21 protein-coding genes, 1 tRNA gene and 1 other RNA gene are annotated in these 20,757 nt (G+C 69.4%); 14 read left to right on the top strand and 9 right to left on the bottom strand.

The genetic code is table 11. From position 1 onward, the window contains the following. The first annotated feature begins 3 nt into the window (after window positions 1-3). The 6 genes from QN163_07050 to ssrA all read left to right on the top strand — a co-directional run bounded on the left by QN163_07050 (window position 4) and on the right by ssrA (window position 3,477). The gene (locus tag QN163_07050) at window positions 4-1,239 is read left to right on the top strand and encodes a molybdopterin molybdotransferase MoeA (GenBank protein ID MDR5683765.1); all 1,236 of its coding nucleotides are present in this window, start codon (window positions 4-6) and stop codon (window positions 1,237-1,239) included. Window positions 1,240-1,318: 79 nt separating this feature from the next. Continuing rightward, window positions 1,319-1,627: a cupin domain-containing protein gene (locus tag QN163_07055; GenBank protein ID MDR5683766.1), complete on the top strand. Its 309-nt coding sequence runs from the start codon at window positions 1,319-1,321 to the stop codon at window positions 1,625-1,627. A gap of 88 nt (window positions 1,628-1,715) precedes the next feature. Then, complete coding sequence (gene moaC, locus QN163_07060) at window positions 1,716-2,225, top strand: cyclic pyranopterin monophosphate synthase MoaC (GenBank protein ID MDR5683767.1); 510 nt, start codon at window positions 1,716-1,718, stop codon at window positions 2,223-2,225. Continuing rightward, window positions 2,222-2,635, top strand: coding sequence for a PaaI family thioesterase (locus tag QN163_07065; protein ID MDR5683768.1), 414 nt, complete (start codon window positions 2,222-2,224; stop codon window positions 2,633-2,635). The genes moaC and QN163_07065 overlap by 4 nt, the downstream gene beginning before the upstream one ends. Next, window positions 2,622-3,095, top strand: a complete 474-nt coding sequence (gene smpB, locus QN163_07070) for an SsrA-binding protein SmpB (GenBank protein MDR5683769.1) — start codon at window positions 2,622-2,624, stop codon at window positions 3,093-3,095. Before QN163_07065 ends, smpB begins: the two co-directional genes overlap by 14 nt. Before the next feature lie 33 nt (window positions 3,096-3,128). Continuing rightward, window positions 3,129-3,477: a transfer-messenger RNA gene (gene ssrA / locus QN163_07075) on the top strand. A 143-nt stretch (window positions 3,478-3,620) separates the two neighbouring features. Here the strand turns inward: ssrA and QN163_07080 are convergent. Together QN163_07080 and QN163_07085 are read right to left on the bottom strand one after the other, a co-directional pair. Further along, window positions 3,621-4,115, bottom strand: a complete 495-nt coding sequence (locus QN163_07080) for a hypothetical protein (protein MDR5683770.1) — start codon at window positions 4,113-4,115, stop codon at window positions 3,621-3,623. 73 nt (window positions 4,116-4,188) lie between these two features. Continuing rightward, window positions 4,189-4,854 (bottom strand): hypothetical protein, encoded by a 666-nt coding sequence (locus tag QN163_07085; GenBank protein MDR5683771.1) that lies wholly within the window; start codon window positions 4,852-4,854, stop codon window positions 4,189-4,191. A 72-nt stretch (window positions 4,855-4,926) separates the two neighbouring features. Here QN163_07085 and QN163_07090 point away from each other — a divergent pair, with 72 nt between their 5' ends. The 7 genes from QN163_07090 (at window position 4,927) to QN163_07120 (ending at window position 10,789) form a co-directional block, all read left to right on the top strand. After that, the gene (locus QN163_07090; protein MDR5683772.1) at window positions 4,927-5,391 is read left to right on the top strand and encodes a Fur family transcriptional regulator; all 465 of its coding nucleotides are present in this window, start codon (window positions 4,927-4,929) and stop codon (window positions 5,389-5,391) included. Further along, complete coding sequence (locus tag QN163_07095; GenBank protein ID MDR5683773.1) at window positions 5,384-5,878, top strand: ferritin-like domain-containing protein; 495 nt, start codon at window positions 5,384-5,386, stop codon at window positions 5,876-5,878. The genes QN163_07090 and QN163_07095 overlap by 8 nt, the downstream gene beginning before the upstream one ends. A 154-nt stretch (window positions 5,879-6,032) precedes the next feature. Then, window positions 6,033-7,820: an N-acetylmuramoyl-L-alanine amidase family protein gene (locus QN163_07100; GenBank protein ID MDR5683774.1), complete on the top strand. Its 1,788-nt coding sequence runs from the start codon at window positions 6,033-6,035 to the stop codon at window positions 7,818-7,820. 4 nt (window positions 7,821-7,824) lie between these two features. Then, window positions 7,825-8,571 carry an MBL fold metallo-hydrolase gene (locus QN163_07105; GenBank protein MDR5683775.1) on the top strand — a complete coding sequence of 249 codons (747 nt, stop codon included), beginning with the start codon at window positions 7,825-7,827 and terminating at the stop codon, window positions 8,569-8,571. Between the two features lie 25 nt (window positions 8,572-8,596). Continuing rightward, complete coding sequence (rph, locus tag QN163_07110; GenBank protein ID MDR5683776.1) at window positions 8,597-9,313, top strand: ribonuclease PH; 717 nt, start codon at window positions 8,597-8,599, stop codon at window positions 9,311-9,313. Between the two features lie 52 nt (window positions 9,314-9,365). After that, window positions 9,366-9,983 carry an XTP/dITP diphosphatase gene (locus tag QN163_07115; protein MDR5683777.1) on the top strand — a complete coding sequence of 206 codons (618 nt, stop codon included), beginning with the start codon at window positions 9,366-9,368 and terminating at the stop codon, window positions 9,981-9,983. A 68-nt stretch (window positions 9,984-10,051) separates the two neighbouring features. After that, window positions 10,052-10,789 carry a hypothetical protein gene (locus tag QN163_07120; GenBank protein MDR5683778.1) on the top strand — a complete coding sequence of 246 codons (738 nt, stop codon included), beginning with the start codon at window positions 10,052-10,054 and terminating at the stop codon, window positions 10,787-10,789. Window positions 10,790-10,795: 6 nt separating this feature from the next. On the opposite strand, the gene QN163_07125 is transcribed toward QN163_07120, so the two are convergent. Beyond that, a complete protein-coding gene (locus QN163_07125) occupies window positions 10,796-12,433 on the bottom strand; it encodes a DUF885 domain-containing protein (GenBank protein ID MDR5683779.1) in 1,638 nt (545 codons plus the stop codon). 122 nt (window positions 12,434-12,555) lie between these two features. On the opposite strand from QN163_07125, the gene QN163_07130 reads away from it, so the two are divergent. Then, window positions 12,556-12,632 (top strand) — tRNA-Pro (locus tag QN163_07130). A 174-nt stretch (window positions 12,633-12,806) separates the two neighbouring features. Here QN163_07130 and QN163_07135 read toward each other — a convergent pair. The 6 genes from QN163_07135 to QN163_07160 are packed head-to-tail and all read right to left on the bottom strand — an operon-like array spanning window position 12,807 to window position 20,757. Further along, window positions 12,807-15,209 carry a xanthine dehydrogenase family protein molybdopterin-binding subunit gene (locus tag QN163_07135; protein MDR5683780.1) on the bottom strand — a complete coding sequence of 801 codons (2,403 nt, stop codon included), beginning with the start codon at window positions 15,207-15,209 and terminating at the stop codon, window positions 12,807-12,809. Continuing rightward, complete coding sequence (locus QN163_07140; protein ID MDR5683781.1) at window positions 15,206-17,509, bottom strand: xanthine dehydrogenase family protein molybdopterin-binding subunit; 2,304 nt, start codon at window positions 17,507-17,509, stop codon at window positions 15,206-15,208. The genes QN163_07135 and QN163_07140 overlap by 4 nt, the downstream gene beginning before the upstream one ends. After that, on the bottom strand, window positions 17,506-18,000 hold the full coding sequence (locus tag QN163_07145) for a (2Fe-2S)-binding protein (GenBank protein MDR5683782.1): 495 nt from the start codon (window positions 17,998-18,000) through the stop codon (window positions 17,506-17,508). The genes QN163_07140 and QN163_07145 overlap by 4 nt, the downstream gene beginning before the upstream one ends. Continuing rightward, window positions 17,997-18,869: an FAD binding domain-containing protein gene (locus QN163_07150; GenBank protein MDR5683783.1), complete on the bottom strand. Its 873-nt coding sequence runs from the start codon at window positions 18,867-18,869 to the stop codon at window positions 17,997-17,999. Before QN163_07150 ends, QN163_07145 begins: the two co-directional genes overlap by 4 nt. Beyond that, on the bottom strand, window positions 18,866-19,867 hold the full coding sequence (locus QN163_07155) for a branched-chain amino acid ABC transporter permease (protein ID MDR5683784.1): 1,002 nt from the start codon (window positions 19,865-19,867) through the stop codon (window positions 18,866-18,868). The genes QN163_07150 and QN163_07155 overlap by 4 nt, the downstream gene beginning before the upstream one ends. Then, window positions 19,864-20,757, bottom strand: coding sequence for a branched-chain amino acid ABC transporter permease (locus tag QN163_07160; GenBank protein ID MDR5683785.1), 894 nt, complete (start codon window positions 20,755-20,757; stop codon window positions 19,864-19,866). Before QN163_07160 ends, QN163_07155 begins: the two co-directional genes overlap by 4 nt.

Here is a 20,757-nt window from a genome sequence, read left to right on the forward strand (position 1 = left end):
GCCATGAAGGTCTTCACGTCCCTACCCACCGTCGACGAGGCAGTCGACCGCTTCCTGGGCACGGTGCGCCCGCAGCCGAGGGGTTCGGAGATCGTACGGCTGGAACACGTGCTCGGCCGGATCACCGCCCAAGACCTCGTCGCGCCCGAAGACCTGCCACCGTTCGACCGCTCGGCCGTGGACGGCTACGCGGTCCGCTGTGCGGACGTCGCAGGCGCTTCCGCTGAGGCTCCGGCCACACTCCGGGTGGTCGGCGAGGTCCGGGTGGGGGAGGCCGCTCGAGTTTCGCTCCTCCCCGGACAGGCAGTGCGTATTCCCACCGGAGGGATGTTGCCGGAGGGCGCGGACGCCGTCGTGATGCAGGAGCACTGCGACCGCCAGGGTGAACGGCTGGCGGTGCACACGAGCGTGCAGGCCGGTGCCAACGTGGTCTGCCAGGCTGCCGACGTCCGCCGCGGCGAGGTCGTGGCACTTGCGGGTACGCGGATCCGGCCGCAGGAACTGGGGCTGCTCGCAGGGCTGGGCATCGTGGAGGTGCCGTGCTGTGTGCCGCCGCGCGTGGCGATCTTCTCCACCGGCGACGAGGTCGTGCCGGCCGACCGCACGCCGATGCCGGGTCAGGTGCGCGACATGAACCGCCACAGCCTGGCTGGGCAGGTGTCGCGTCTGGGCGCGGTCCCCCTCGTCGGCGGGATCCTGTCCGACGAGGCCGAGGCGGTCGAGCGGCGCCTGCGCGATGCGATGCACTCGGCGGACGTCCTCCTGGTGTCCGGCGGGAGTTCGGTGGGAGCACGCGACGTGCTGGCCGAGGTCGTCCCGCGTCTGGGCGCACCCGGCGTGGTGGTCCACGGGGTCGCGATCAAACCAGGCAAGCCGACCCTGCTGGCGCTGTGCGACGGGAAGGTGGTGATCGGGCTGCCGGGCAACCCGGTCTCTGCGATGGTCGTCTTCGAGGCCTTCGCCAGACCGGTGCTGGAAGCGATGCTGGGGCTGCGGCCCGACCTCCGGGGCGCCCGTCGGGTCCTCGCCCGGCTGGCGCAGAGGTTGCGCGCTCCGGCTGACCGAGAGGAGTTCGTGCGCGTTCGAATCGCCGGGCGGGGCGACTGTCCGGTCGCACACCCCGTTCTGGGCGGATCTGCGATCATCACCACGATGACCCGCGCCGATGGCTACGTCCGCGTGCCGATGGGCCAGACGCTGGACGGCGGGGCGTGGGTCGAGGTGCATCTGTTCGACTGAGCGCATGGACATGGTCCACCCCGACCGCGGCGCCGCAGGACCTCCGGATCGGCCGGAGTACTTCAGTGGGGAGGTGCGCATGCAGCATCTCCGCCGGACCGACGACCCGCGCGGGGTGGAGATCGTCGCGGTCTTCTTCGAGCCTGGCTCCCGCACCCGACCGCACGTGCACCACACCGACCAGACGCTCGTGTTCTTCGAAGGGGAGGGAATCGTGGCGACGGAGACCGTACGGCGGACCGTGCGGGCCGGCGAGGTCGTCGTGATCCCGGCCGGTACCTGGCACTGGCACGGGGCGACCCGAAAGGCGGGTGCGTCCCACCTGTCGATCAAGCCGCCCGGACCCACCGATTGGGACGCGCCGCTGCGGAACTGGCATGAGTATTGAGGCACGGGGCCGGCGGTCGCAGGTCCACGGTCGGCGGCGGACGGACCGAAGCCCACAGAAGGCCGACACCCCGGCAGCGGCCTCCGCTCTGACCCATCTGGACTCGGCAGGGCGGCCGCGGATGGTCGACGTAGGCGCCAAGGCGGAGTCCGTTCGCGAGGCGACCGCGCGCGGGGAGGTCCGGATGAAGCCCGCGACGTTGGCCATGGTCCGCGAGGGCCGCGCGCACAAAGGAGACGTGCTGGCCGCCGCGCAGATCGCGGGGATCCAGGCCGCCAAGCGCACCTGGGAAATCGTCCCGATGTGCCACCCCGTTCCGCTGACGGGTGTGGAGATGGACTTCGACTTCGACGCGCAACAGTCGGCGGTTCGCATCCGGGCCACGGCCCGCACCGTCGCACGGACCGGCGTCGAGATGGAGGCGCTGACGGCCGTGGTGGCGGCGGCGCTGTGTGTCTACGACATGTGCAAGGCCGTGGACCGCGAGATGACCATCACCGAAGTCTGGCTGGAACGGAAGTCGGGCGGCCGGTCTGGCACGTGGGAGCGCACACCGGGCTTTGCACTCCGGAAGGCATCACGGGACGAACGGACGTGATCGAGCGCGCCAACCGCTGCTTCGTGTGCGGTCCGGACAACCCCATCGGCTTGCACCTGCGCTTTTCTCCGGACGGCAGGGCGATCGAGGCGGAGTTCGTGCCGACCGAGCTGCACGTCGGATACGAGGGCATCGTACACGGTGGCATCCTCGCGGCGGCGATGGATGACGCGATGGCCAATCTCTTCTACTTCCGCGGCCAGAAGGGTCTGACGGCCCGGATGGAGGTTCGATTTCGGCGGGCGGTGCGGCCCGGACAGGCGCTCCGCGTCCGGGCCTGGATCGAGGAGGAGGGCCCGCGCACGATCACGGCGCGGGCCGAGGTCCTGTGCGGTGGGGACGTCGCCTGCGCGGCGTCGGGCACCTTCTTGCGGAGTCAGATCGAGCGGGACAGCCTTGGACAGTCCTGAGCGCACCGTCCTCACCAACCGGCGCGCACGCCACGAATACCACATCGAGCAGACCCACGAAGCCGGTCTGGTGCTGACCGGGACCGAGGTGAAGTCGCTGCGCGCCGGAAAGGCCTCGCTCCAGGACGCCTACGCACGCATCCGCGGCGGCGAGGTGTGGCTGATGAACATGTATATCCACCCCTACGAGAAGGGAGGCGTCTTCAACCACGACCCGCTGCGTCCGCGCAAGCTGCTCCTCCGTTCGGAGGAGATCCGACGCCTGGTCGGCAGAGTCCAGCAGAGGGGTTACACACTGATCCCCCTGCGCGTGTACTTCCGGCGGGGCTACGCCAAGGTCGAGCTGGCGCTGGCGCGCGGCAAGAAACTGTACGACCGACGGGAAGCGGTGGCCCGGCGAGACGCCGAACGGCAGATCGCCCGCGCGGTTGGGGAACGCAAGCCCTCCCGGAATCCGTGATACAATGGTGAAGGCAACGACACTGTTGTAAAAGGGGGCGAAAGGTTTCGACTGGGCAGGAAGAAGCAGGGCTGCGGGCCGAGGTCCCAGGGTCCTCGCAAATCAACCTGGAAGGCGAACAAACGCCAACAAGCCCGTTCTCGCCGCGGCCTAATCCCCGCGGCCGCCTTCCGGGTCTCGCCGGCGGATCCGGGTAAGGCGTCACCGGCCGGCTGCGCTGGGCCGCTCCGCCCTCGGCGGCACGGCTAAGACAGAGGGGGCTGGTGCCGCGGCGATCCCGCCTGCGGGAGCGCACGGCGCGAGACGAGAACGCAGGCTAGGCTCGTAGACGCTCTGCCCTCACCTGCTCAGGACGCGGGTTCGATTCCCGCCGCCTCCACCAGAGTTGTAGGCTCCCTACAACGGCGCTCGTTCCGCCCTAGCGGAGGGGCGTCGGTCTCCCGAACGGCACGGACCGCAGCGAAAATGAGGAGGCCACCGTCGGCGGCCTCCTGGGCCAGACTGCCAGGTGCGACCGTCAGGCGTTCATCGGTCGCGCTCGGGCGGACAGGCATCAGGCTGATCGTTCAGACACGGTGATCCGCTCAGCCGGACGCTGGGGATCGTCGGACCGACGATCACGAGCACGACACCTGTGGGGGCAATGACCAGCTGGACGTTGACTTGCTGGATCGTGCCGATCGGCGTGCGGGCCACCACGGGTTGCCCCAGCTGCAGCGGCACGGTGTAGAACACTCGCCCCTGCAGTTTCGGCCCGGCCGGGGTGTTCATCCGGACGAGTTGGCCTGGCGGGATCCACACCCCGGGCTGGAGGAACAGGAGCGAGACACCGCGTTCGGTGCGGAGCACCGCGGTACGGTAGCAGCGGCCGGCCCGGATGACGACGGCACCGACCGCCACAGAACGGTCCGGGCAGAACAGTGCCGCCGCGGGGTCCGGACGCGCCCCGCCGGGGCCCGCGGCGGCTGGGATGCCCAGGGCGAGCACAAGACAGCTCGCTGTCGCGAGCAGACGGATCATGGGATCACCTCCTCAGTCCTGATGCACAGGGCCTATATAGAGGATACGAGGTCGGCGGGGCCTGCGGTTCCCGTCAGAGCCATCGGGCCACGGCCCGGGCGCCGTACAGCTGTGCCAGCGCCGCCCGGGTCGGCCGGCGGCCTGATTCCTTGAAGGCCAAAAAGCGCCGCAGCATCCTTCCGTGGCGCCGATCGGACGTGCGCAGCCGCCGGTGGGGCATCCGGATCAAAGCCCGCTCGACCTCCCACACGTTGTGATCGCTCAAGCGCCAGTCGCCGCGCACGATCTCGTCCAGATCGGCCACGCCGTAAGCGACAATGCGGCCCGATCCATCCACGTACGGGTCGACGTAACTCATCACAAGGTCTCGGATCGTGCGGAAGACGGGCTTGCGGCCGTGCAGCCCCCGATCGCGCGATCGCCCGATGCTGCCCCATCGGCCGCCGGACCGATACACGAACAGGACGTGGTCCAATCGGTCCTGCGACTCCAGGTCCAAAACCAGGGGCGGATGTCCATGTTGTTCGAGGATCGTGGCCGCCGCCAGGACCGCCTCCAGACAGTGGGCCTCCCAGTGGCGCACCACCCCGCGGAACGTCCGCAACGTCTCATCCTCACGCTCCCAGTTGTACGGGAGGGTTCGCAAAAACCGCTGCACCTGCTGTGGGGTGCGGTGGGCGAGTACGACGCGCCGCTCCTTGGGGGTGAATGCCGATAGCGGCGGCCTGCGCGGACGCATCGTCGAGGGGGTTCTATGCGACGGCCCGGCCTCCCTTGCGCTGTCCGAACCGATATGTAATACTATGTGCAAATGGATATCATAACGCAGACCCGCCGAGAACTCGCGGCGACCGGACGCCGTGTCACCCCGCAGCGGCTGGCAGTCTACGGGGCGCTGCGGCGTGCGCGGGACCACCCGTCGGCGGAGGATGTGTACCGCTCGGTCCGGCGGACCCACCCGACGATGAGCCGGGCGACCGTATACCGTGCGCTCGATCTGTTCGCCTCGCTCGGACTCGTGGAGGTGTTCCGGGGCGCGGACGGGGTCGCGCGGTACGATCCGCATCCCAGCTCGCACGTCAACCTGGAATGTGCGGTGTGCGGGCGCATCGAGGACGTATCCGACCCCGGTCTGCAGACGCTGGCACAGCGCACCGCCCAGCGGGTGGGCTTCGCGCTGGCCGGGCTCGTGGTCCTGCGCGGCAGGTGTCGGATGTGCGCGGCGGCTCCGAAGACGGCAACACCAAACCGGAAAGGGAGGGGACATCATGGGTGAGAAGGGCAGGGCCATCGTCGATCTGGACGTCGAGGAGCTCATCGGTCAACTGCGCAAGGCTTACCTCGACGAGCTGCTGGCGTTTTACTCGTACTGGATCACTGCTCAGGTGGCGGAAGGCTGGCACGGTGAGGAGCTCGTAGAGCACTTCCAGGACGAGGCGAAGGACGAACTCGGCCACGCGCAGAAGCTGGCAGCCCGCATCGTGGAACTGGGGGGTGATCCGGTCGTCCACCCGCGGGACTGGGAGGCCGGTGCCAACGCGCCGTGGACTGCGCCCCGTGCGAACTGGGCGGACGCCGACGGCATGGTCGAAGACCAGATCCGGGCCGAGCGAGGGGCGATCGAGACGTACAACCGCCTGGCGAAGATGACGTTCGGCAAGGACCCCGTCACCTACGCCCTCGCGACGGAGTTGCTCGCAGACGAAGTCCGCCACGAGGAGTTCCTGGAAAACCTTCTGGGCGGCCGCAGATCGAAGGCGTAGCCGCCCGACCGTACGTGAGGACTCCTTCCGGGCCTGCGGGGCCGCGGGAGGAGTTCTCGTCTGCGCGGTCGAACGCGTGGGATGGGCCAGAGGGGGAAACCAACGACAGCAGGGGTTGCAGCTAGGCGTCGCGGATTTCTCGGAGAACACCCGAATGGCCCGCTTCGGCGCGTTGATCTTCATCGCCGCGCTCGCACTCGGCGTGCGCGGAGCGCCTGCCTTCGGTCAGGCAGGCCCCCGAATCGTCGTCAACGGGGAAGAACTCCGGCTCGACCCGCCGGCGGCGTTCCGCAGGGGCGTCCTGTTCGCTCCGATCGACAACCTGTTCGCGCCCTACGGCGCATCGGCCCGCTGGGATCTTGCGACCCGCACCGCGGAGGTGCAGGGCGGACGCGACGTCCGCGTCCAGTTTCGGGCCAACGACACCCACGCGACGGTCAACGGGGAGCTGCGTCCTCTGCCCTCGCCCGCGGTGGTCGTCGACGGCCGCCTGCTCGTGCCGGTCGAGTTCGCCTATCAGGCGCTGGGTGCGTGGGTGCGGTGGGAGGCTCAGGAGAACACCCTGCACGTCGCCTCCCAGGTCCTGAGGTTGGTGTTCGAGCGCGGGTTGTGGGGTCTTCGCCTGCAGATCGAAGCCACCGGTCCGGTGCGGGCGCGCACGGTCACGCTAGCGCAGCCAGACCGGGTGGTGATCGACCTTTTGAACGCGGTCTCCCGGATCCAGACCCGCGAGACCGCGCTGCAGGACGGCGGCATCCAGCGGGTGCGCATCGCGCAGTTCCAGACCAAGCCCTACGTGACGCGGATCGTGCTGGACGTGGAAACCCCGCTGGAGGCGGAAGTCGGACAGGGCAGCGGTCACGATCTGGTGGTGACGTTCCGGCCGCCCCGGGCGTCGACCTCCCTCGCGCCACCTACGGATCCGCCGCGGTCGGCCACGCCGGCCCTGGTCGAGACGGTGGCGCCGCTCCCTCCCCCGCCGGGACCGTTGCCGGGCCACCACGACGTCCAGTTGCCGACCCCACCTCCGGCGACTCCGCCGGGACCGGCCGGGGATACGCCGCGCATCCTCGAGGTCGTCGTCCAGCGGGAGGTCGGCCGCATCCGGGTGGTCGTGCACGGAGACCGCCCCTTGCAGTACAGGGTACACGAGCTGCCCGAGCCGGACCGGTTGATCCTGGATCTCCCGGCGGTGTTCGTCCCCGTCAAACAGGAGATCCCGGTCGGCGGTCCGATCGAGGTGGTGCGCGCTGCGCAGTTCCAGGCCGATCCCAACATCGCCCGCATCGTGCTCCAGTGGCGCCAGCGGACCTCGTACCAGATATCGGCGGAGGAAGGGGGCGCCCGTCTGGTGATCGCGGTCGAAGACGAGCCGGCGTCGGTCGTCCGGGGTCGCCACGTCGTGGCGATCGACCCCGGCCACGGCGGCAAAGACCCGGGCGCGATCGGGGTGACCGGACTGGTGGAGAAAGACGTCGTCCTCGACGTCTCCTTGCGCGTGCGGACCGTACTTGCGCGGGCCGGCGTCCGCACCGTGATGACGCGCGAGGCCGACATCTTCGTGGACCTGGCCGACCGTGTGCCGATCGCGTTGCGCGCGGGCGCCACGGTCTTCGTCAGCGTCCACGCGAACTCGAACACGCGGGGCGTGATCCGCGGCTCGGAGACCTACTACCTCAAGCCCAGCGGTCTGCCGCTGGCGACCGCGATCCAGGAAGAAATGGGGCGTAGCCTGGGGATCCCCGACCGCGGCGTGCGCAGCGCGAACTTCAAGGTGCTGCGCGACGCGCCGATCCCCGCTGCCCTGGTGGAGATCGGGTACCTATCCAACCTACAGGACGAGGCCCTGCTGCGCACACCCTCATTCCGCCAGCTCGCTGCCGAGGCGATCGGACGGGGCATCCTGCGCTTCCTGACCACCGCGCCGCCGCCGCAGCCGTGATTTGATGAGGCTCACCGTCTTGGGCCGATCGGGAGGCTACGCACGGGCCGGGGAAGCGTGCTCCGGCTACCTGGTGGAAGACGGCGGGAGGCGGATCCTGCTCGACCTCGGCAACGGCGTGCTGTCCCGCCTGCTGGAGCGTTTGGACGTGTACGCGCTGGACGGTTTGGTGCTGTCCCACATGCACCCCGACCACGTGGCCGACTTCCCCTCGCTGCGCGTTGCGCTGGAGTGGAGCCATCCGAGCGGAAGTTGGGGAGGGCACCTTCCCGTGATGGCCGGGCAGGACGCCCCCGCCTACCTGGCGGGCTACGCCGGGGACGATGCGATGCGGTGCTTCGACATCCTCCGGATCCGCCCCGGCACAGCGGTCGACTTCTGTGGGTTTCGGCTGCGGTTTGCGAGGGCGTCCCATCCCGTACCGACGTACGCGGTGCGCATCGAGAGCGGAGGGTGTGCGCTCGTGTACACCGCCGACACCGGGCCGTCGGACGACGTCGTTTGCCTGGCTGAGGGCGCCGACCTGCTGCTGGCGGAGGCCACGCTCACGGATGCCTACGAGCACCTGGCTGCCTCGGTTGGCCACCTGACGGGATCGATGGCGGGTGAGATGGCGGCGCGGGCCGGCGTCGGTCGTCTGCTGCTCACGCACTTCTTCCCCACCAGCGACCCACAGGAGTCTGCCCGCCAGGCACAGAAGGCGTTCGGTGACGTCGCCTGCGCGGAGGAGAGACGGACGTACGAGGTTTGAGATGGCGCAGCACAAAACCGGTGCGGTGCGGGCGGACGGCCGCGCGGCGGACGAACTGCGCCCCTGTCGGATCACCCGCCGGTACCTGAAGCACGCCGAGGGATCGGTGTTGATCGAGCTGGGGGATACGCGCGTCATCTGCGCGGCCACGGTCGAGGATCGTGTGCCGCAGTGGCTGAGGGGCAGCGGGCAGGGATGGATCACCGCGGAATACGGGATGCTGCCGCGCTCTTCCCGGGAACGCATCCCCCGCGAGGCCGGGGGCAAGATCGGAGGCCGTACCCATGAGATCCAGAGGCTGATCGGCCGATCCCTGCGTGCTGCGGTCGACCTCAAGAATCTGGGAGAACGCACGATCTGGATCGACTGCGACGTGCTGCAGGCCGACGGCGGCACCCGGACGGCGGCGGTGACCGGGGCGTTCGTTGCGCTCGTCGATGCGATCGGGCTGCTGCACCGCACCCAGGCGCTGTCCTCCTGGCCCGTCCGCAGCTTCGTCGCCGCCACGAGCGTGGGGATCGTGGGCGGGATGCCGATGCTCGACCTGGCGTACGACGAGGACTCGAAGGCAGAGGTCGACATGAACCTGGTCATGACCGACCGCGGCGAGTTCGTGGAGATTCAGGGGACGGGGGAGGGCAGGGCGTTCGCGCGTGAGGAACTCCTCGCGCTGATGCATCTGGGGGAATCCGGAATCCGTCGCTTGATCGAGATCCAGAAGGAGAGCCTGCGGGACGGCTGAGGCACGGGCCTTGCACACAGAGAAGCGTGACCCACGTGGGGGGTCTGGCATCGTGAGCAGCCACACACGCGCCGTGCTCGTCATCGCGACCCGGAACCCCGGCAAGCTGCGAGAATTGCAGCGGATCCTCGACGACCTTCCGTTCGAGCTGCGGACGCTGCGCGACTATCCGGACCTCCCGGTCCTTCCTGAGGAAGGGGCCATGTACGCGGAGAACGCGGTTTCCAAGGCCGTCACGGTCGCGCGGTGGACGGGTGAGATCGCCCTCGCCGACGACTCCGGCATCGAGGTGGATTACCTGGAAGGCCGGCCCGGAGTGCACTCGGCACGCTTCCTGGGCGACGACGCCACCGACGAAGACCGCAACCGGGAGGTCCTGCGGAGACTGGAGGGGGTACCCCCGGAGAGTCGGACGGCGCGCTACCGTGCGGTCGTCGCCGTCGCCTTTCCGGACGGTTCGGTGCGGACGTTCGAGGGCGTCTGCGAGGGGATGATCGCCCGGACGCCGCGGGGAGAAGGCGGATTCGGCTACGACCCGATCTTCTACGTTCCGGAGCTGGACCGCACGGTGGCCGAACTCTCCCCGGAGGAGAAGGACCGGATCAGCCATCGCGGGCAGGCGCTGCGCGCAGCCCGAGGTTTCCTGGCGGAGCTGGCCCGCGGGTCGTAGCGCGGTTTCCGGCCCGGCGTTGGCCCTGATAAGATTCCAAGCAAGGGGTTTGAGAACCGGAGGCAGGCATGGCCAACTCGTTCTTCGGAAATCCCTTCTGGAACTACTGGTCGCTCACGTTCGCGGTATTTTTGATCTTCTTGTTCTCCTTCATCGTCGCCGGGATGGACGTCCGCGAGGAGATCGCTGAGGCACTGCGCAAGGCGCAGACCAAGCGCGGCAGGGCAAAGCCGAGGTTCACCGATCCGCTGGCCGACCGCAGCGTGGCGGCCACACTCGATCCGGGGGCCAACCGGCAGCTTCCACCCCATCTGCAGTGGGTGTACGATCGGGTTGTCCCGATCGCCCGTCGCCTCGGCATCGAGGCGCGTGTCCTCGTCTACGAAGACTCCAAGAGCCATCCGCTAATCCACGTCACCGACGGCAAGAGGCTGATCAGCTACCGCCTGGACAAGACCCTCGCGCAGGAAGCCCGCTCGGGGGACGCCGACAAGCTCGCGGAAGCGGACCGCCGCATCGAGGCGTTCCTCCGGCTCGAGTGGCTGGGCGACGAGACGGCGATGCGGCGCACGACGGAACTCGCCAAGGAAGCCGCGCGCAGCGCGGCCAAAGCACAGACACGGGCCACTCCGGATGCCGGCACGGCACAGGGCCCGGAGTCGGAGGCCGCACGGGTCGGGGCTGCCGAACAGGAAGGCAAGGCCGCATCCGCCGCCGACCCCAGGGCGGCCGAGCGCCAGCGGATCATCGAGGAAGCCAGGGCGCGGGCGGCGGCCCGCAGGGCGCAGAAGGAAGGCGACTCGTAGGGTGCCTTAAAGAAGCGGACCGCCGGGATCCTGCAGCAACGCCCGGCGCGCCAGCGGCAGCGGTGGGGCTCCCAGACCGATCAACCGGTCGTGGAACTCCCGCAGCCGGAATGCTCCTGCCCACTCCCTCTCGCAGTCCGCGCGGAGTCTGCGCACCATGAGCTTTCCCAGCGTGTAGTTCAGATACCCGGGATCGAAGGTACCGCGCTCGGCCTCCTTCGACGCCGGAAGCGGCTCCAAGTAGGCGTCTTCGACGAACCGGCGCGCGGCCTGCTGGACGGTCATCCCGCGGGCGTGCATCCCCACGGCGACGACGTACCGCACCGCGCGGGTCAGCGCGTCGAGGACCTGGGCCAGTTGGAACTTGGGGTTCCCCTCACCGTATCCGGCCTCGAGCATCATCTCCTCGCAGTAGTGCGCCCACCCCTCGACGAACGCATACGACGTGTACACCTTCGCGACGCGGGACGGGACACGCTTGAGGTGGAGGAAGTGGATGTAGTGTCCGGGGTAGGCTTCGTGGACGCTCGTGTTCGTGAGGGTGTAGTAGTCGAAGCGGCGCAGCCATTGTTCCTTCTGCTCGGGCGCCCACTTCGGATCCGGCAGGGTGACATAGTAATACGACTCCGTCGCCCGCTCCTCGAACGGTCCCGAGGTGTCCATCATCGCGAACGCCCACCGCAAAAACGGCGGTGTCGGCTCGACGCGGCAGTCGGACTGCTCGGGCAGGCCCACCAGGTCGCGTTCCACAAGGAAGGCGCGGAGTTCGTCCAGGATGCGCCGGGTGGCAGGGATCAGCTCCGCTTCGTCAGGGTGCTCTTCGGCCATCGCGCGCACGATCTCCGCCGGTGAGCGCTGCCCATCGATCGCCCTGGCCACTTCCGCACACCGAGCCTTCAGCCTGTCGAGTTCGGCTTCCCCCACCCGCGCCAGCTCGTCCACGTCCATCGCCACGCGTTCGCCGGTCCACAGCATCTGCTGGAACCGCTGCGGCCCGATCGCGAATTCGTCCGTCGTCTGGGGCAGGACGACGTCGTGTAGGTGCCGGAGGAGGGTCCCAACGGCCGTGGCGGCGCGGCCGCAGGCTTCGCTGAGCCGCGTGCGCATACGGTCCGACGCAGGGTTTGCGGCCTGGGGCAGGTCGGTTTCCAGGAACTCAACCAGGCCCTCGAACATCTCGACGGCGGTCTGCGCGTGAGGGCGCGGGCAGCGTTCGAGGTTGCGTCGGGCGTCGGCGACGACGCGGGGGAACTGGTTGAGGTGCTCGGCCAGCCTGTTGAGGCGCTCGTCAAGCGGAGCGTAGTCGCGCTTGATGTAGTGGCTGACGTCGAGTAGGTGCGTGTAGACGATGGGGTTGCGCGCGAACTCGCGCAACCCTTCGAGTTCGAACTGCTCGCGCTCGATGCCGATCATCAAGAGTTCCCGATCCATGGCGTGCTGTGGCGGCAGCGGGGACGGGTCGACAGCTTCGAGTTGGCGGCGGAACGTCGACAGCTCGCGGATCCGACGGTCGATGGCGTCGGGGCCGAACGTACCTGCCTGGCCGTCGTAGTCGTGCAGGCCGATGCGCGATGCCCACATCGGATAGAAGGCGAAGTGGGCGGACAGGGTCCGGTCGGCCAGCTGCTCGAACGGGCTCTTCATGTGCGCCTCCACGTGGTGGATGGATTCGAGTTCCGCCCGGGGCCCTCCCGCCGCGGACGTCGTGCCCCCGGAGCCGGCCCCTGGTCCCCATCCCCAGACCCCTGGTACAGTGTTACCGGTTTCGGGGCGTGGCGCAGCCCGGCAGCGCGTCTGCTTTGGGAGCAGAAGGTCGCCGGTTCAAGTCCGGCCGCCCCGACCATCACCTGCATGCGACATCCGAGGCGGGGTGCTGCAGCGGCGGGGTCGGTGCATCGGAACCGGCGACCTTGGGCGGGGTCCCCGGCAAGTGGCGGGTGGGTGTATGGGGGCGGAGGGGAGTTGCGGGCCACTTGCTGGGGTGGATTCGCCGGTTCAAGTCCGGCCGCCCCGACCATCACCTGCATGCGACATCCGAGGCGGGGTGCTGCGGCGGCGGGGTCGGTGCATCGGAAGCGGAACCTTCGGAGATGGCCCGGACGATCGCCTCGGGGCTCAGGGGGCTTTCGAGCAGGCGAACTCCGAACGGACGGAGGGCGTCCTCCACCGCTGCGTTGATGACCGCCGGCACCGGTATCGTCCCGCCCTCGCCCACCCCCTTCACGCCCTCCGGGTTGCTGGGCGAGGGCACCTGCGTGTGAAAGAGGACCAGGTCCGGCATCTCCATGGCGGTGGGGATCAGGTAGTCCATGTAGGTGCGGACCAGCGGTTGCCCCTCGTCGTCCCACCGCAAGAACTCGTACAGGGCGTTGCCCAGCCCCTGCGCGAACCCGCCGACGATCTGGCCCCTGACGAGCTGGGGATTGATCTCCACACCGCAGTCGTGGCCGATCACGTAACGCAGGACGCGCACCTCCCCCAGATCCGGCAGCACCTCCACGATAGCCGCGTGTACCCCGTAGGCGTAGTTGAGCGCTGTGCTGTCGAAGTGGTAGGTGGCCTCCAACCCAGGCGGTAGTTCCTCGGAGAAGCGCAGCTGGCGCGGCAGGCGCGTGGCATCGAGGTTCGGCCCGGAGGCCAGTTGCGCCAACTGGCGGAACGACAACGACCGAGACGGCGCGCCGCGGACCCGCACGACGCCTTCCGATACCTCGAGGTCCGTCGGCGAAACCTCCAGCAGCCGCGACGCCAGGTTGAGGATCTTGTCCCGCACCCGTGTGGCTGCGCCACTGGCCGCGTTGCCGGCGGCGACGGCGGACCGGCTGGCGAACGTGCCGATCCCGGTCGGGACTCCGGCTGTGTCGCCGACCGTGACCTCGACGTCCTCGTAACGGACACCGAGGCGATGGGCGACGATCTGCGCCACCATCGTCTCGTGGCCCTGGCCCTGCGACGCGCAGCCCGCGAAGACCTGGACGCGCCCTGAGGCGTCCACCCTTACCGTGGCGGTCTCGTACGGACCGAGGCCCGACATCTCCACGTAGGGCACCACGCCGATGCCCAAGAACCGACCTTCGCGCCGCGCTCTGCGTTGCCGCTCGCGCCACGCAGGGTAGTCGAGTTCGGCTAGGGCGCGCTCCAGCATCGCCGGGTAGTCGCCGCTGTCGTAGACGACGCTGCCCAAACCGTCGCGCCGCGGCACGCCGGTGTCGTAGGGGAGGTCTTCGGGGCGGAGCAGGTTTCGTCGGCGCAGTTCCACAGGGTCGATGCCGACCTGGGCTGCAGCCAGGTCCAGCAGCCTCTCGATTGCAAACACGCCCTGCGGCCGGCCGGCGCCCCGATAGGGCGCTAGGGGCGGCTTGTTCGTGTACACGCAGACCACATCCACCGACAGGGCCGGCAGCCGGTATGGCCCCGGAAGCGTCATCGCCGTGGTCAGGGGAGGCACAATCCCGAAGCTGGAGTCGTACGCGCCGTTGTCGTTGAGGATGCGGCCGCGCAGCCCGAGGATGCGGCCTTGGCCGTCGAGCGCCAGTTCGAGCTCCTGGAGTTGGTCGCGCTCCTGGTAGGTTGCCAGGAAGTCCTCGCTTCGGTCGCCGACCCACTTCACCGGACGCCCCAGTTCCAGCGCCAGCCGCGCCGCCAGCAGGTACTCGGGGTAGAAGCGGTTCTTCGCGCCGAATCCTCCGCCGACGTCCGGGGCGATGACACGCACCTGCGCTTCGTCCAGACCGAGCAGGACGGCCAGGATGCGGCGGGCTGTGTGCGGCGACTGCGTGGTGAGCCAGACTGTGAGCGCCGGGCGCGGACCGCGCAGATCGGGTTCTGCCACGACCGCGCGTGTCTCCATCGCCTGTGGGCTGCAACGGCCGATTCGCAGCTGCGCACGCACCACCGAAGCCGCCGCCATAAAGGCCGCGTCCGCATCCCCCACGCGGATGGGGACCCGTGCCATAAGATTCCCCGGGGCCTCGTCTGGGTGCAACTGCGCCGCGTCTGGGCGGAGGGCGGCTTCGACGTCCACGACGGGGGGAAGCGGATCGTAGTCCACCGCCACCAGGTCGGCTGCGTCCTCGGCCTCGTAGCGGTCCTGTGCCACGACCACCGCGATCGGCTCTCCCACGTAGCGGACCACGTCGGACGCGAGGACGTGGGGCAGCGCATGCCGCATCGAAGGATGCCCCACCACCGCCGGCAGCCGGGGCAGGGGTGGATCGAAGTCGGCCGCCGCCCTCGCCAGCGCGATGTCCGGCAGGGCGCGGGCGTGCGTGAGGTCCACGCGAACCAACCTGGCGTGTGCGTGGCTGCTGCGGACGATCGCCATGTGCAGCGTACCGGGCGGCTGGACGTCCCCCACGTAGCGCCCGCGCCCGGTGAGCAGCCGGACATCCTCCTTGCGGCGCAACGCTTGGCCGATCACGTCTGCCGTCGCCCGCTGTGGTCGAGCAGGGCCAGAACGTACTCGGGCGTCAGGGGGATCCGCTGGACCTGCGCGCCGACCGCGTCGGACACGGCGTTGGCGATCGCCGCCGGTGCACCGATCGCGCCGCCTTCGGCCATGCCCTTCATCCCTCCGGGGCGGTCGGAGGGATTTTCCAGATGCAGGATCTCGATTCCGTCAGGCATGTCCGTGGCTAGGGGCAGCAGGTAGTCCATGAACGTGCTGGCCAGGGGCTGGCCGTCCGGGCCGTAGACGGCGTGCTCGAGGACGGCTTCCCCCAGACCCTGCGCGATGGCGCCGTGGATCTGGCCGCGGACGATCCGGGCGTTGAGGACCCGACCGCAGTCCTCGACGACCACGTACCGCAGGGGGCGCAGCGCGCCCGTGTGCGGGTCGACCTCGACTACGGCGAGGTGCGCGGCGTTGGAGAACGTGGCGGGCGGCGGGTCGAAGTACTCGACCGCTTCCAGCCCCGGCTGCAACGTCCCCGCCTTTCCCAGGGGGATCTTGTAGGCTGCCCGTGCGACCTCGTCGAACGTCACGGATCGGGAGAGGCTGCCGCGGACGCGGATCCGCCCTCCTTCCCACTCCAGGTCGCTCACGGCGGCTTCGAGCAAGGAGGAGGCGATCGCCAGCGCCCGCTCGCGCACACGGAGGGCAGCACCGTACACAGCGCCCGCGCCGGCCACCGAGGTGCGGCTGCCGAAGGTGCCGGACCCATGGGGGCTCGCCCGGCTGTCGAATGGCTCCACCTGAATGCGGTCGGCCGGTACCTGGAGCACCTCCGCGACGATCTGCGCCATCGTGGTCTCGTGGCCCTGTCCTTGGGAGGTGAAGCTCAGCGACACCCGCACGGAGCCCGACGGGTCGACGCGTACGGCAGCGGCTTCATGGCCCGGAATGTCCGTCATGCCGCGCCGTGCGAACGTCGCGGAGCCCATCCCCGTGTACTCCGTGTAGCAGGCCACCCCGATCCCCAAAAGTCTCCCGCTGCGGGTCCGTTCGCGCTGCTGGTCGGCACGCAGGCGCTCGTAATCGGTCGCCTCGCACAGGCGCTGCAGCGCCTGGTGGAAGGAGCCACCGTCGTACGTCAGGCCGCTGGCGCTCTGATAGGGGAACGCGTCAGGGGAGATGAGGTTCCTCCTGCGCACCTCCACCGCATCGAGGCCGACCTCGCGGGCCAGGCAGTCCATGGCCCGCTCCATGGCGAACGCGCCCACGGTCATCCCGACTCCGCGGTAGGCGCCGGTCGGCGGCTTGTTCGTGCAGACGGCGAGCACCTCGTACGCGTAGTGGTCGACCGCGTAGGGCCCCGGCAGGATCTGCGCCGCACCGAGCGGCTCCAGGGCGGCGGTGGTGGGGAATACGTGGTAGGCGCCGACGTCACCGACGACGCGGCCACGCAGCCCCAGCACGCGCCCCTCGGTCGTCGCCGCCACTTCCACCTCCACTCGTTCCTCGCGTGCCTGGGTGGCGGCCGTCAGGTTCTCGCGCCGGTCCTCGACCCACTTCACCGGCCGACCGAGGCGCGCCGCCAGCCAGCAGACGACGACGTCCTCCGGATACAGGTGCATCTTCTGACCGAAGCCACCCCCGGTGTCGGGCACCAAAAGACGGATCCGATGTTCCGGCAGCCCAAGGCAGGCGGCGAGGGCGGAACGGATGAGCGCCGGTACCTGGGTCCCAATCCAGACGTGGAGCATCTGCCCTTCGTAGGCAGCCAGAATCCCGCGGCCTTCCATCGGTGAGGCAGCGCACCGTGCAGACCGAACGTCGATGCAGACCGTGACGGGTGCGTGCCGAAACACCGCTTCCGGGTCCCCGCCGTGGTGCGACCTGTGGTACAGGATGTTGCTGGCGGCGTCGTGCAGCCGCGGGGCATCTGGGCGGAGGGCCGTCTCCGCGTCGGCGACGGTCGGCAGAGGATCGTAGTCGACTTCCACGCGTTCGGCCAGGTCTTCGGCTTCGTATCGATCTGCCGCGACGACCACGGCCACCGGCTCACCCACGTATCGGACGCGGTCGGCTGCCAGCGGCCACTGGGCGGTGGGTGTGAATCCGTCCGCATCCAGGCGTGGGGCGATCGGGTGCACACCCTCGAGATCCTCGTAGGTCCACACCCACTCCGCGGCCCGTCGCACGCGCAAAATCCGCGCATGGGCATGGGGGCTTCGCACGAACGCCGCATGGAGCGCCCCGGGCAGCCGTATGTCGTCCAGATACCTGGCCCTTCCGGACAGCAGCCGCGGGTCCTCGTGCCGTGTGATTCCCGCCGTCATGGCTGTTGGCGAGCCGTAGACAGTGCCCGGGCGGCTGCCAGGATCGCATCGACGATCGAGAGGTATCCGGTGCAGCGGCACAAGTGACCTGCCAGCATCTCCCGCACCTGCTGTGGTGTCGGCTCCGGGTGGTCACGCAAGAATGCCACCGCGCTCATCAGGATGCCCGGCGTGCAGAACCCACACTGCAGGGCGTGATGGGCGGAGAAGGCCTCCTGAAGAAGGTGCAGGGACGTAGGTCCGCCCAGGCTCTCGACGGTCTCCACGCGGGCGCCCTCTACCTGCACCGCCAGCAGCAGGCAACTGCGAACGGGCCGACCGTCCACCAGCACCGTGCAGGCGCCGCACACGCCGTGTTCACACCCCAGGTGCGTTCCGGTCAGTCCAAGGTCGTCGCGCAGGGTGTCGGCGAGTGTCTTGCGCGTCTGGACCTCCACGGTGTGGACGGCGCCGTTGACGTTGAGCTGCAACCGCCGGCGGCGTGTGCTCACAGATCGCCTCCTGCTCGTTGAGCGGCCCGCCGGAGCGCACGTGCGGCGAGGACGGCGGCCGCGCGCCTGCGGTAGGCTCCGCTCGCGTGGACGTCGTCGTCCGGCTGAAGCGCCTCGGCGGCCGCGCGGGCGGCCTCCTCCCATAGCTCCTCGGTGGGTCTGGCGCCCACCAGCAGCCCTTCGATCCCGGTCGGCGTGACCGGCACCGGCCCGCATCCGGCGAACGCCAGTCGCGCTGCGACGATGCGGCCATCGTCGATGCGCACGGTGGCTGCGACGCCGACGAGCGCGTAGTCGCCGTGGCGGCGGGCCAGCTCCTCGAAGGCGCCGCCCGTTCCGGCCGGCGGGAGGGGAAACCGCACCTCCACCAGGATCTCCTCGGGATCCAGCGCGGTCGTCAGGTACGTCCGGAACAGGTCCCTCGCCCGGATGGTCCTGCGAGCCCCCCGCCGCGCCGCGACCACCTCGCCGTCCAGACACAGCAGCAGCGCGGGCAGTTCGGCGGCGGGGTCGGCGTGCGCGATGGAACCGCCGACGGTGCCGCGGTTGCGGATCGGCGGGTGGCCGACGTGCCGCAGAGTCTCGATCAGCAGGGGCAGGTGGCGACCGACCTCCGCAGATGCCTCCGCGTCAGCCTGGCGAGTCATCGCGCCCACCACCAGCGTGTCGTCGGCGACTTCGACGTAAGCGAGCGCGGCGATCCGGTTGAGGTCCACCACGACCCCGGGCCTGGCCAGGCGCATGTTCAGTAGCGGCATCAGGCTCTGGCCACCTGCCAGGACCTTCGCGTCCGTACCGTGCTCGGCGAGCAGGTCGAGGGCCTGGTCGAGGGTGCGCGGATCGTAGTAGTCGAAGACAGGCGGTTTCACCGTTGCGTCCCTGCTCCTGCCGGCGCGGCATCGGCGGGGGCGGAACGGGCCGCCACGCGCCCCCGCGGCCGCGCCCCCAACGCCACCAGCACGCCCCTAGGCATCACCAGCGAGATCACCAAGAGGATCACGCCGTAGACGGCGATGGCCGGGATGGGGAGTTGCACGTAGTTCTTCAACACCACGTCGATTCCGCGCAGCGTGACCGCGCCGACCACGGGACCCCAGACCAGACCGCTGCCCCCGATCATCGCCGCGATGACCGGGAACAGGCTGCGGTCGGCACCCAGGACAACGGAGACGTCGATGTAGCCGGAGTGCAGGCCGAAGACACCGCCGGCCATCGCGGTCGGCATGGCTCCCAGCGCCAGCGCGGTCTGCTTGGTGCGGAAACGATCGATGCCGCTGGCTTCCGATGCGAGTTCGCTTTCCCGAATCGCCGTCATCGCCAGCCCCAACCGGCTGCCGGCCAGCAGGTGGTTCAGGGCCAGCGAACCGACCGCGAGGGCAAGCGTCAGCAGGTAAGCAGCCCTCAGCGACAGGTAGTGCTGGGCCGGAACGTACAAACCGTGCGAGCCGCCCGTCAGATCCGGAAGGTTGTCCACGAGCAGACGCAGCAGCAGCAACAGGGCGAACGTGGCCACTGCGAAGTAGGCGTCGCGTAGCCGCAGCAACGGGTAGGCGACGATGGCCGCAAAGCCGGCGGCCACGAGGCCTCCGGACAGCACCGCGGCTGCTACGCCCGCGGGGCCAGCTTCGCCGAGGGTCGGCACGCGCAGCAGCAACAGGAAGGTCGTGTAGGCGCCGATGCCAAAGAAGGTGGCCTGACCTAGGTTGTACAGACCGAGGAACCCGCCCAGCAAGTCGTAGTTGCACGCAAGCGTGATCAGCAGGAACGTGAACAGCAGCGCGGTCACCAGGTCGCGTGTCAGCACGAGCGGCGCCACCAGCAGGGCACCCAACCCCATCGCCAGACCCCACCATCTGAAGGCGTTCATCGCAGCAGACCTCCCAGCAGACCTGAGGGGCGCAGGAGGAGGACGGCGAACAGGACCAGCAGGTAGGTCAACGGCGACCAGACCGGTCCGATCCAGAAACCCGTGAACACCTCGGCCACGCCGAGGGCGAGCCCCGCCCACAGGGCGCCGGGCAGGTTGCCCACCCCGCCCGCAGCGGAGACCGTGAAGGCGATCATGGTCAAGCGGAGTCCGTCGTAGGGGCCCAGCGGTACGGCGACGACGTAGAACGTCCCTGCGAGGGCGGTCGCGGCGATCCCCAGCGTCAGGATCGTGCGCGAAACGCGTCGCGGGTCGAGTCCGATGACGAGGGCGCCCGTTCGGTTCTGGGCGACCGCCCGTGCCTCTTTGCCGATGCGGGTACGGGTGAGGAACAGGTGAAACAACACGACCGCCGCTGCGGAGAACGCGAGCACGCTGGCCCGCGGGCCGGATACCGTGACGTCGCCGAGCCGCAGCGACGTGACGCCGAGCTGGAGCGCGAAGATCGGCTGCGGCTCGACCGCACGGGCCCAGTACACGCCCAGCAGCGACTCCAACGCGAGGGCCAAGCCAAAAGTGGCCATGATCGAACCCACCAGGATCTCGGTGGTAGAGCGCGCCGTCAGCGGCCGAACCAGCGCGGCCTCGAAGAGACCGCCCACGACCAGGAACACCACAACGACCACCGCCAGTCCCAGGGCGAAGGGCATCCCGACATGGCGGACGAGCAGCGTACCCAAGGCAGCCCCTAAGACCATCACGACGCCGTGCGACACGTTCAACACGTGCGTCGTCGCGAGGATCAAAGAGAAGGCGAAGGCCATCAGCGCGTACAAACCTCCCAACACCACGCCACCCAGCAGCAGTTCGAAGAAAAGGGGCCAGCTCAT

The organism is Armatimonadota bacterium, from assembly GCA_031432545.1.
GTDB classification, from domain to species: Bacteria; Sysuimicrobiota; Sysuimicrobiia; order Sysuimicrobiales; family Sysuimicrobiaceae; genus Caldifonticola; species Caldifonticola tengchongensis.